The organism is Flavobacterium omnivorum (genome assembly GCF_900099915.1).
GTDB classification, from domain to species: Bacteria; Bacteroidota; Bacteroidia; order Flavobacteriales; family Flavobacteriaceae; genus Flavobacterium; species Flavobacterium omnivorum.
In genome coordinates, this window is sequence record NZ_FNDB01000033.1 from 1 (window position 1) to 12,006 (window position 12,006).

At 32.9% G+C, this 12,006-nt stretch carries 7 protein-coding genes; 2 read left to right on the top strand and 5 right to left on the bottom strand.

Features of this window, described 5'->3' with window-relative positions; translation table 11 throughout:
• Together BLS90_RS16445 and BLS90_RS17200 are read right to left on the bottom strand one after the other, a co-directional pair.
• Positions 1 to 317: phage integrase N-terminal SAM-like domain-containing protein (locus tag BLS90_RS16445; RefSeq protein ID WP_139171477.1), on the bottom strand; the 317-nt coding region annotated here is incomplete at its 3' end.
• A gap of 128 nt (positions 318 to 445) precedes the next feature.
• On the bottom strand, positions 446 to 2,686 hold the full coding sequence (locus BLS90_RS17200; RefSeq protein ID WP_091259571.1) for a CHC2 zinc finger domain-containing protein: 2,241 nt from the start codon (positions 2,684 to 2,686) through the stop codon (positions 446 to 448).
• A gap of 135 nt (positions 2,687 to 2,821) precedes the next feature.
• Here BLS90_RS17200 and BLS90_RS16455 point away from each other — a divergent pair, with 135 nt between their 5' ends.
• A complete protein-coding gene (locus BLS90_RS16455; protein WP_091259574.1) occupies positions 2,822 to 3,187 on the top strand; it encodes a helix-turn-helix domain-containing protein in 366 nt (121 codons plus the stop codon).
• Between the two features lie 108 nt (positions 3,188 to 3,295).
• Here BLS90_RS16455 and BLS90_RS16460 read toward each other — a convergent pair whose 3' ends face one another.
• The 3 genes from BLS90_RS16460 to BLS90_RS16470 are packed head-to-tail and all read right to left on the bottom strand — an operon-like array spanning position 3,296 to position 10,638.
• The gene (locus BLS90_RS16460; RefSeq protein ID WP_091259577.1) at positions 3,296 to 3,661 is read right to left on the bottom strand and encodes a hypothetical protein; all 366 of its coding nucleotides are present in this window, start codon (positions 3,659 to 3,661) and stop codon (positions 3,296 to 3,298) included.
• The gene (locus BLS90_RS16465; RefSeq protein WP_091259580.1) at positions 3,661 to 7,197 is read right to left on the bottom strand and encodes a DUF6443 domain-containing protein; all 3,537 of its coding nucleotides are present in this window, start codon (positions 7,195 to 7,197) and stop codon (positions 3,661 to 3,663) included. Before BLS90_RS16465 ends, BLS90_RS16460 begins: the two co-directional genes overlap by 1 nt.
• Positions 7,198 to 7,209: 12 nt before the next feature.
• Positions 7,210 to 10,638 carry a hypothetical protein gene (locus BLS90_RS16470; RefSeq protein WP_091259583.1) on the bottom strand — a complete coding sequence of 1,143 codons (3,429 nt, stop codon included), beginning with the start codon at positions 10,636 to 10,638 and terminating at the stop codon, positions 7,210 to 7,212.
• Positions 10,639 to 11,424: 786 nt separating this feature from the next.
• On the opposite strand from BLS90_RS16470, the gene BLS90_RS16475 reads away from it, so the two are divergent.
• Positions 11,425 to 12,006 (top strand): DUF4372 domain-containing protein (locus tag BLS90_RS16475; RefSeq protein ID WP_139171479.1); only part of this gene is annotated, 582 nt, incomplete at its 3' end.

Sequence of the window (12,006 nt, forward strand, 5' to 3'; positions counted from 1 at the left end):
TTTTTAGGGCTTTTTAGCTTTAAAGTAAAAGGATTTGTATTGATTTTATGGGTTCTTTCCAGATATCCAAAACACATTTTGATAGCTAATAACTGGCTGTGAACGTGGCTTTCACTTAGGGTTTTGCCCTTAGTTCTACTAGGTTTTTGCTGTAAATGTTTTTGATACGATTTAATATGTATATCATTTATTTTAGGAACTGTTTCTTGAGCAAAAACTAAAAAATGACATACATATTTGGGGTAATTGTTGATTACAGTCTTGCAATATCCTAAGGTTTGTAATTCTTTTCTAAAGGCATAAATTTCATCTTCCATATACCTATGATGCTTTTATGGTTGTACTTTTTTGAAACTTGGAACACTAAGACAATTATCAATTGTAAATTATTAATTATCAATTGTTTTGCTTTTATTCTAGCGTCCCATTAGTGGTTCTTAGTGGTTCATACGGTTTGTTTCAACTGCTGTATTTGTAATAGGAGTTTGTCTTTTATTTTAATTCGGAGTTTTACGTAATCATCCCAATAATCGATTTTATATTTTAATCCTTTGTTGGCATACCCTCCAATTTGCTTGATGTATTCTAATTCTAATAAGGCTTGTAAATAGCGGTGTATTTGGCTTTTGCTCATATTAAAAGCCTGTCTTATCTCTCTTTGGGTAAAATCTTTGTCCTGTGCTTTTAGGTATTTTTTTAAGCGCTCAAAAAACTGTCTTAAACTGCCGTCCAGTTCATCTACTTTTAGAATGATACTTTCAAAAAGCACTTCGGTAGCTTGCTGTAAATCTTCGATTTGAGTGATTAATTTATCGTTTTTAAGTTCCCTATTGTGTTGGTTTAAAAGGGTTATCTGTCTTACGATGCTTTGGAACATTTCATTTAACCGCCTTATTTTGTGTACTTCTTCGGGTAATTGTAATCGTGTTGCATAGGGATTTATGACTTCATAATTCTTTAACGTCCGTATGATTTGTTGCAGTTGTATTTTGGTTTTTTCTTGGTCTTTGGGTTCAATTTCCCCTGCATATTTCCGGTTTTGATATTCAATAATTCGCCTGCTTTGTTCTCCGCTTTCATCCACGGCAAGTAAAAAACTCCGGCTCATATTATCTTCGTACAATTCCCCTTTGGTGGTAGCCGATAAACTGCTAAAAACACCTCTTACTTCCTTTTTGGTAGATTTTATATTTCCCTTTTTATCCTTGATACTTACCGAACTGCTTAATCTTTGATTGCTTATTAATTCCCGCATGGCAAACATGGCTTCTTCTTTTAATCCGTCTAAATCTTCGATGATTAAGAGTTTACCCACTAAATCATATTCGCCCCAATTGTACAAAGAACTTTCCGTGATTCGGGTAAAGCGTAAAACATCTTCGGGCGGTATTAAGTCCGCTATTTTGCTGATTAAATGGGTTTTTCCGCTTCCACTACTTCCTTGTACTATGGCATGTAAAGGGCTTTTTGTTTTGTAACTTGAAGCGATAATAAAAAGTAATAAACGGCTGTTTTCTTCGCCTATAATCCCGCTTTTCTCTATTAATACATTTAATTCCTGGAGTAAATTATGTTGCTTTAAAAAATCGATGTTTGTTTGTGGTTGGGTTGTGGTTTTATCTTCAATTGAAAATAAAAAATTCAGTTCCTTTCTTTGGTTTAAAAGTTCAATGATGATTTCATTTTCATGTAATTGTAGTGTTTCGTTGATGTCTTTATTTGGCAGTTCTATCGTGGAGATTTTGTATTGTTTAAATTGTGCCGCATATTTTTTTACGGCTTCATTTCCAGCTTCGTCATTATCAAAAGCAAAAATAATTTCTTCTAGTTCCGTGAGTTCTAAAACAGCTTTTTGGATTTCTTCATTCAGTCCGTTCGTTCCGTAACAGGCTAATAAACTGTAATTCTCTGCTATTTCCGTGATTTGTAACAAACTTGCACAATCAATAATGCTTTCAGTTAGTATTAGCTTTTTGGTAGCCTTATTGGGGTAATTTGGATAAAGTCCTGTTCTTTTTTTTAAGTAAAAATGTTTGGCTTCTTTTTCGTTTATCGTACTTCTAAAATACAAACTGACAATATGGTTTTCTTTATTTTTGAGCGGAAAAACAATTGATTTGTTTCCAAAAACATTAAATGCTTTTTCGCCTGTTTTACTGATTATGTTTCTATCCAAAAGCAATCCAACGGCCAAACAATTATTGATTAAAGTTTCGTCTCTTCGTGTGCCGTGGTGGAACTGCCCACCATTAAAACCAATTTGCAAAACTTCAATATTTAAGTTGCGTTGTTGGCTGTATTGTTTTGCGGGTGGACTGTTGAATATTCCTTTTCTAAAACTCTGGAACATTTTTTCTAAAAAAATGCTTTTATCTTCTGTGATGGTTGCCGCTTCTTGTTTTACAATACTTGGAACGTTTACAATAGCTCCATCGATCATTGTTACACATTTCAAAATCGCTTCCCGTTTGCTTAGGTTTCCAAAATCTTGAACCCATTGTATTTGGTCTCCTTTTTTCCCACAAGCATGGCATTTGTAAAAATTTGTTTCTAGGTTTATTTGCAAACTAGGTTTTGTATCCTCATGGAATGGACACAGTAACATATTGTTTTTGTTGGGTTTTAAGTTGTAGTGTTGCAGGATTGTAGCAAGAGTTAAATTTTGTTTGATGTCTTGTATCTCCATTGTTTGCAGGGTTTATTTTTTTTGTGGTTAATTTCACTACTGCAAATATAAAATAAAGTTTTGTTTTTAACTACTTAATTGTTTTGATATTGAACACATATTGTTTAAAATGTTTTTTATCGCTACTTTTGTCTTATGAGTTTAGCAGAGAACATAAAGACAATAAGAGAAGAGAAAAATCTTAAGCAAATTGAAGTAGCTACGCATATTGGCGTGGATAAATCCGCTTATAGTAAGATTGAAAAAGGATTAAGAGCCTTGACAGTTGATGAACTGCAAAAAATGGCACAACTATTTAATTTAACTACTGACCAAATTATTAATTACGATGGTAAAATTCCAACCGAAGTAATTATTGAAGATAAAACAGCCGTCGAACAAATGAGACTTATCCAACAACTCGAAGAAGATGACAAACAAACTATCTTTAAACTCATTGATAAGATGCTGACCAATAAAAAATTTAAAGACTTCTTTGCTAAAAACGTAGCAACACTATAAAAACCAAAAGCCACTCCGTTATGAAGTGGCTTTCTTTGTTTTACTTAATTTAGTTTGAGGGTAGCATTTATATATCCGAGCGATTGAGGTTATATATTCGCCATCTGGTTACCAATTATTGGAGATATTACAAAAATCATCATTGACATATTTTTCAACAAAATCACTTGGCAAATCAATATTTTTTGAAATTGTCCCACATTCAACCCCATCAAAACCTTCAAACAATAAAACACCATCAAATCTTATTTGTATTGATTGTATATCATCTTGAATATCTTCATTCAAAATACTATCAATAATCAGTTCTTTATTAACACGGTTAATTTTAATCGATTTATAATAAGGATAGTCTGTATCTTCAATTTTTTTTAGCAATGTTGATGACTCAAGATTTGGAGCTTGTAAATAGCAAACAGAGTTTAATGGCATAATGTTTAAAATTTCTATAAAAAAAGATTGTTCTATTGTCATCACTCTAATTTTTTATGTCCTTTATTTGGTAAATTAACTCCTTTTATATCAACATTCATATGTCTTGTTGGATTCACTCCATCACCGCCATATTTTGCTGGCAATTTATGTGATTCAACCCGTAAATCTAACTTTTGCGTCCCCTGCTTTATTGTCATATTTAATTCTTGATTAGGAGTCATTGGGTTAATTTTAACAGCTCCCCCTTCAGCTTTTATATCATTTAACGTGTTTAATGCATTTTGAACGTTTGCAGACACACTTGATGTTTTTGATAACCCAGAAATACTTTCCATAGCAGTAGAAACTCCTTTTGCCCCAATAATAGCACCAGCAACTTCTCCAATAACTTCACCTCTTTGTGCACCATTTCCATTAACTAAATTATTAGTACCCTTAACGACTGAATTTATTAGATTGTCACCTGCTCCCGTTGAATTTGTTCCTAAAGCATTATCCACAGCTTGAGAACCTTGTGATCCTACAGCAAGCCATAACGCAGTATTCCCCACGCTTTTTACTGTTTGAACTGGACTTGTAACAGCATCCCATAAGCCTTTAACGCTATTTACGATACCTTGTGAAAAACCATTTACATGAGCTCCAACACCATTAGGTCTAGCAGCTGCATCTATATTTAAAACAGTTTGAAACCAAACTCCCTCTAAACCCTCTAACTCTCGATGGCTAATAACTTTATTTTCCGCAAAATTATATGGTGATTGATAAGAATAGTCTTCCGCAAGTGGGTCAATGGACATAAAACGCCCAATAGCCATATCGTAATTTCTGTACTTGTAACTGTCCCAATTCAAGCCTAGCTCGTCCTGACGCTCTTGACCTTGGAACTTATACTTTAACGCATCATTAGTAGAGTTCTTAACGATATTATATCCTTCTTGTTTTAAACCAAAAGGGTAATAGTTATTTTCCTCTTGTATTACTAAGCTTTTATCATAACTGAGTCGCACATTACCAAGATGATCTTTGTATTGGTACACATATTTATAAGAACTTCCAGAGGGTTCAACATAGCCTTCCGCGGTTGGAAAAAACTGTAAGGCGACTGTACCTGTATTTGTTTTTTTATACTGATACCCACCCAAATAATCCGTTGTGGTAATGTTAGTACCTTGTGTGACAATTTTCTGTAGTTTTTGTCCATTTGCACTGTAAATATAGGTAATGTTTCCTGGAGTTGCGCCTGTGGCAATAATTATTTTGGTAGGTAAATTTAAGTGGTTATAGGTAATACCATCGGATGACGTTGTGCCTATTCCTTTGTTTAGGTCTCTTAACATATTACCATTAGCATCGTAGGTATAATCATCCCCTAAATTAGCTTCATCAATAAACCCAACAGCTTTGTTAGAACTGTCGTTTACTTTGAGTAATTGGTTATTAGTGTTACCTGTGCCATAGATATAAGTCAAATTGTCAATTTGGGTAACTGTTTCACTATTTCCATTACGCAAAAGTGTTTTTATGTTCCCGTTTTTATCGTAAGTCAAGGTTTCATTATAGGCATTTAAAACGGCTCCTTTTTTGTAGATTCCTTCTTTTAATCGGTTTAAATTGTCGTATTTATAGCCATAATTTCTAAGGATTCCAGCATCAGAATTAGTTGCCCATTGAGTTTCAGCAATGTTACCGTTGTATAATGAGTTTACACCTGATATGCCCGCGGTTAGTGCATTGTAACTGATTTTGAAGGCAAACAAATCTTTAGGGTCACCACTTTTAGTAAGTGAATTTATATCATTAATACCCTTCAGCCAGCCGCGAATATTGTAGGTGTAATCTACCTTTTGAACTGGAGTGGCAGCAGTATTCCCTACTTTTTTAGAAATAAGTTGTCCCAGTTCGTCATAACTATTACTAGCGATTAGCTCCACTGTTCCAGTGCCTATTTGATGAGTCTGTGTCTCCAACCTTCCTTGAGCAGAGTAGACAAACACCTCGGTCGTTTTTAATATGGCATCTGTACTAAGACGCTGGTGATAGGTTTTACTGCATTCTGTTTTTCCGGTGAAATCAAGTTTGCTGTCAGTATAGGTATATCCTTCCAAATAGTTTTTGTTATAAGAACGAATAGGTCTTGCTTTACTATCATAGAAAGTAGTGGCAGTTTCTCCTAATAGGGAACTCTTGCTTGTTAGTACTCTTGTCCATGAACCAGTAGGCAAGCTTTTTACCTGCGCGGTGGTGAGTACGGTTTGTGTCTCCACGGTGGTAGGGATATCAGGTGCATTAGGGAAAGTATAGTTGTCATAATAATTTACCGTGAGGAGTTTGAATGCAGTAGGAGCAATTACATTACTGTAATAAGCAGTAATACTATCAATTGTTCCTGATGTCTGTTTGCTTTCATTAAAAGCGGTGGCGCTATTTTGTGCAGTTTGAAGCGATATTCTTCCTGAGCTTGTCGCAGCTGTTGTCGTCATCCATCCCGTATATACAGGTCTGCTAAAGGCATCGTATTTAGTAATTAGCCAGCCCACAGTTGTAAGGTCATTAAAAGGGGAGGAGGCAGGTCCAGTTGCCACGGGTCTGTCCAGTTTATCATACACGATAAACTCCCATTGTTTTCCTGGTATTTTTTTCTCGACTAGTCGGTTGCGGTAATCGTATTTGTACTGGTAACATAAATCATTTAACCTAGTATTAATAACACTTAATGTTGCAGTATTTGGTTCTACTAGAGGTGGGATTACGTAGGTTAAATTGCCATAGATGTCATAAACATAATAGGTATCGTGAGCTTGATTTACAGTTTCATTCCCAACAATTCCATAGGTTCTTTTTAAAACTACTTGCCCTTCCTTATTTTTGAATTCTACCGTGGAACCCGCTGTTTCGCTTGGTGTTGCGGTGGTGTTTTCATCATAGGTTATGTTCTTGTAAAGCTGATTTGGATTGTAAAAACCATTATTTATAGTACTTAGCGTTAATGTAGGGTTATAAGTATTATTAGCAAAAACTAAACTCACTCCGAAGTTCTTTACTTCACTAGCGGAGTTTGTCTGGTACTCCAGTTTGATGGTATGGTTGTTTGCCATTGCCCAATCATTTCCGGGTGCTGCTTGCTTGAGTACTCTGTTTAGCGGAGAGGCTTCAAATTCTTTCTTGCTAAAGGGGTTTGTTGTTGCCTCCAAAGCTGGATTTCCGTTGATCGCAGGATTTGGATTTCCGTAGAATGATAAAACATTTGCCTTAACACTTGGATCAAAAGCCATATCTGTATTAGAAGATTTAAAAGGGAGATATTCTTCTACTTGACGACCAAAATTATCGTATTCGATATGAGTAACAAGGTCTTTTCCTGAGGCAGATTGCTGATTAGCAATTTGCTGAATGGGCCTACCCAAGCCATCAAAGTAAGTGACCTCAACTTTGGCCTGGCTAGGGGTTGGATTGGCTATAGCTGCAGAGGTGGGCTGTTTGTATGTGGTGGTCTTTACAAAGTTTTCAGTTATTGTTTGTCCTAATAAAAACACAGGTGTCAGAACGAAAATCAGATTTAAAATTTTTTTCATATCGCTGTTGAATTATTGTTTGTAGTTGTACTGATTTTCAGATAGGATGTTGCCGCTTTTATCCTTTACAAATTGCAATCTATTAAAACTGTCATAGCTGTAGGTAATTTGATCTCCTTTAGAATCTGTAACAGTGCTAACTCCTATCAATGGCCTGTATGTGTAAGTAGTTATCATTGCATCTGGTAAATTAGTCCTTAAAGCATTTAATGCAGAAATTAATGCAGTTTCATCTGTGCCATTTGATAAGGTTTGCAAATTTGCTTCGTATTGTTGTACTTGTGCATAAGTGGCATTCTCTATTTTGGCTATGGGTTGCGTTTTATTGTAACCCCAAATATAACTTACAGGAACTCCATCTGATTGTCTTAATTCCAAAGGATGACCAAATTCATCACAAGATTTATACTCTAGCTTTTCTTCTAAATTATTAGCCCCTTTGGAAGTCAAAATATATTTTGGCAGATAAGACTGATTACTAGCCCATGTACTTGAATAATCAATTTTATTTGTAAATAACAACGTACTATTGTTAAACGTCTCTATTTTTTCAATCTCTGAAATTCTATTTTGAGAATGTACTGAATTACCGCTGTGGTAGTAATAATTCGTTTTTATGTTTTCACCTAAACTATTAAAACTAGTTTGTGAAGCTATTTGTTTGTTTAGACTATTGTAAGTATAAGTCTCATTGGTTTCTAACATATTAGTAACACCACCGCTGAGATAATAATTCTTTGTATTCTTGGACATCAACTTAGCCCAACCATAAGCTTCAAAAATAGGGAAAGGAATTATTTTGGGGGTATCAAATGCTAAAGGTAAACCACAAAGAAAACTTTTTATCATTTGATAATTTGGTCTACATGGTACGCAATCTGATTGATTTAAATTTAAAAGATAATAGTCATATGTAGAAAATAGAGAACCGGTGTAACAACTTCCAACAGGATTTCTGAATCTTGTACCTGTATGTTCCAAATAGTTTTGAAATTCGTAAGAATAATAAGTTTCTCTGATGTTTTTATTCTCACTATTGTATAATATTTCACTTTGTAGTAACCCTCTTTTATAATCAAAATTTTTAGTAGGAATGAATGGGATACCAGTAGAAATATTTGTTTCTGGATAATTACGCGGCGAAGAATAGGCATAATCCGTTCTTCCTAAACCAGTTTCTGAAACGGACACTTCTGAGTAGCCGACATCCGATCCAGCAGTTTTTAAACTAATTAGGTTATTACTAGATGTATTATTCAAAAAAGAAACTATATTGGGAACATCAGAACCATCATAACACTCACCTGACCAATCATATGGAAAGAAGCTGATGTTAAAAGCAAACATATCGAAATACTCATATATGGGCTTAGGGAAAACAAGTGCACCGCTAGATCTGCTTTGATCGGTAAATAAATTATAGGTATAATTTTTAATTTTGGCAGTAGTTCCAAAATTATTATCTGATTTTAAGTATTTTATGTTTTTAATTCTATTTCCTCCTCCATATAAATATTTTTTTTGCACCGAATTTTTATCGTAATACTCGATCATCATAGTATCTGTCCCTGTATAGTTCAAGTCGAAATTATTTCTACGTATGGCATATTCTATGTTTTTTTCTAAAATAAATTCAATACAACAAGTAGTATTAATAAATGGACAAGTTAAACTGGTGACTTGAATCCACTGCCCATTTTCCTTTTTTAATAAACTAAATGATCTAGTGTCTTGATTGGGATCTTCATTAAGAGCAATACTTGGATAAAATTTGACTTTTCTATTTTCAATTGTAGAAATAGGTAAAGCTTTTTGAATGGAATTATTGAAACTTAATAAAGATGTATTCGATAAATAAAAATTAGCGTTATTCTCGTCAAAATTTGTAATTTCCTGATCTCCTACAAAAGCATAAGTATTTGGTTCAAACTCAAAATTTACTGATCCTCCAGTAGGATATTTAATTTTTTCTAACAAGTCTGTCGAACTGAATTCTATAGAAGGATTTCTATGATTAATGGTCGTAATTTCGCAATTATCAATTAAATTGAAAAAACCCCAATAATCTATTCCAATTGTTTTCCCATTGGACTGGTTTTGTATGTAAAATAATTCCGAATTTGTAATGAATTGCTGGCTTTCATTATTTTCCTTTACTTTTTTCAATAGCATTCTAGTATTTAATACACTTGAGTAATCATACTCAAAATTGAACTGCTTGACGAATTTAGAATAATTATCTTTCATAATTATTGAATTAAGGTAAGCGGTCTGCTCTTTGATATTAATATTGTCATCCAATCGTCCTTTTGAATAGTTAAAATAAATTTTAGCGTTTCCAATTATATCTATTACTTGAATCTTTTTCACGTCAATTATAGTTGTTGAAACTGTAGTAGATTCGAGAGGTGGGTAACTAGCGCATTTATTAAAATTAGCCATTTCGTACTTATCAATATCTGTTTTATTGATTGAATAATTATTAAATGATTCTACATAATTATCCGTATTGAAAATAAAATTAACCAACAAATTGTTATTGTTATCATAAATCTTAGAAAGATGAAAAGCACTTTTAAAAGCTTTATCTGCAGTGATATTATCTGAAAACGAATAACCCACGTCTTCTTCAAAATAGATAGTAGATGAGGCAACCTTATTATTTGAATTCTCAGAGACATCAAAAATGTATTTATTACCTTTCTCATCATAAATAGTAAAGTTTAAAGGTGTGTAAGGGTTATTATTGACGTTTCCGTAGTTATAAATTATTTTAACACGGTAGTCATCTAGTGGTATAATTTCAAGCAAATTGGTGTTTAAATTTTTCTTGATGTAAAACCTACCAGAAATGCCCATAAAATTAAACTGCCATAAATCATGTTCGGTATCGTATTTATTGGTATTTGCGGCTGTCCATAAGAATTCATTCCCTATGTCTAAAGATTGTGTTGATAAATTATTTTGATAGTAATCTTGGGTTGTATTAGCTATATTTTCTTTGTAGTAATAATAATTATTTATGTCATTACTAATAGAACTATCGGTATGATATAGGCCTACTTTGGTATCATTTAAGTTGTAATTAATTAAAATTTCATCGGGCAGCCCTCTAACTGTTCTTGAGATTGAACCTCCAGCAAATAGACTCCATCCTAAGCCTACATCACTAGCTCTATCATTAGCTCCTACTCCTGAATGGTATTTTAAACTGATATTAATATTAATATCCTTTGAATGTGTAGAGCTAGTAAATAATGGTATTGAAACATCTGGGATCCCAGTATAATTACTTACAGACACTTCCTCAAATTTCATCAAAGCGGCAACTGTAGGAGATGGTGGAATTACTGTTGGTAACTCTGTTTTTATCTCTGGATTCTGGGAGTAAACTTGTGAAAAAACAAGTATAAAAATCATTAAAGTAAAATTAACTTTCATATTAGAGGAATTTAGCTATAAAAAGGATCAATATAGAAATTATAATTAATTTAATACTATTTTTTTGCTTTTTCTTATAACTAAAAAGTAGCAGATTAAATTTTGAAACTAATATTAATATGCTTTACGAATAGTTTTTAATTGTATTACATTATTTCGCAGGAAATAATTATATTTTGCCACTGCTATAAAAATTGCATAATACCCAATATCGCTTTTACATGAGTTAATTTAACTCTAATTTATCATCTTCAATTGTTCTCAAAAAACAAAATACTTTTTTATAATTAAATTCAGACAATACTAATAAAATATTTTAATTTAATAAAAAATAGTAGCATATTTTTTCTTCATAATTAACTCGTTTTTTTGTAATTACCTTGTTATTAATGCTACCCTAATATAAAAAGCGGTTCTATAATCAGGATTTCTAGTAAAGAGGAACGATTGAGCCAATAGCTGTAAAAATTTTGCGAGAATTACTTCTTTATTTAATTCTAGATAGTAGTGGGCATTTATTACCTAACACTACATAGAAAAATTAGAAATCGTACGACTAGTAATCTCGACTATCTATATATGATCTGTTCTTTATTTCCTATGGCATGGGATACCAGTGCTAAACATTACATCAGAAATGGATTAAACGATAAATTGCTTACTACTTTAAGCTAGAATATATATACTAGTGTTATTATTTAAATTCATTGTTGTCCGATAAAAAAGAAGCCAAATTAATGGCTTCTTAAAATAATCGTAATTTAGAGTTGCAAAATTCAAATAACGATGGGTAAAAATAAGTATTTTTCGACTAAGTCTGTTTTCGGACAGCTGATTTCTTTAATAGATGATTCAATGGTTCAGAAAGCTGTTGAGAAATATGATTCAGACAGATATGTGAAAAGTTTTAAAAGTCAAGATCATTTATTCAGTATGGTTTTTTGCTGTTTAGAAAAATGCAATTCATTGCGCGAAGTTGCTCAAGGAATGCTTGGTTTGTCAGGTAAAAAGGAAACTGTTAGAATTAATCATCTCCCTAAAAAGAGTACTTTGGCAGATGCAAACAAGTGTAGAAAAGTAGAGTTCTTTGAAGAGATTTATAACAACTTGCTTAAGAAATATAGCTTTGTTTTGTCGGACAGTCGAATTCAAGTAGCCTTAGGAAAGAATGTGAAGATAGTTGACAGTACTACGATAAGTCTGTTTAAAGATATTTTAAAATGCGTTGGAAGAAAGTCTATTGACGGAAAAAGCAAAGGAGGTATCAAGTCTCACAGTGTGATAAATGCGGATGAAAAAGTGCCTAATTTAGTTTGGTTTACTCCTGCAACTACACACGATCATCAATTCTTAGAAAAGCTAAAATGT

Excerpts from the sequence above, each read along its gene's own strand:
- BLS90_RS17200 (WP_091259571.1), bottom strand. The coding sequence starts at position 2,686 with ATGGAGATACAAGACATCAAACAAAATTTAACTCTTGCTACAATCCTG.
- BLS90_RS16455 (WP_091259574.1), top strand. The coding sequence starts at position 2,822 with ATGAGTTTAGCAGAGAACATAAAGACAATAAGAGAAGAGAAAAATCTT.
- BLS90_RS16460 (WP_091259577.1), bottom strand. The coding sequence starts at position 3,661 with ATGACAATAGAACAATCTTTTTTTATAGAAATTTTAAACATTATGCCA.
- BLS90_RS16465 (WP_091259580.1), bottom strand. The coding sequence starts at position 7,197 with ATGAAAAAAATTTTAAATCTGATTTTCGTTCTGACACCTGTGTTTTTA.
- BLS90_RS16470 (WP_091259583.1), bottom strand. The coding sequence starts at position 10,638 with ATGAAAGTTAATTTTACTTTAATGATTTTTATACTTGTTTTTTCACAA.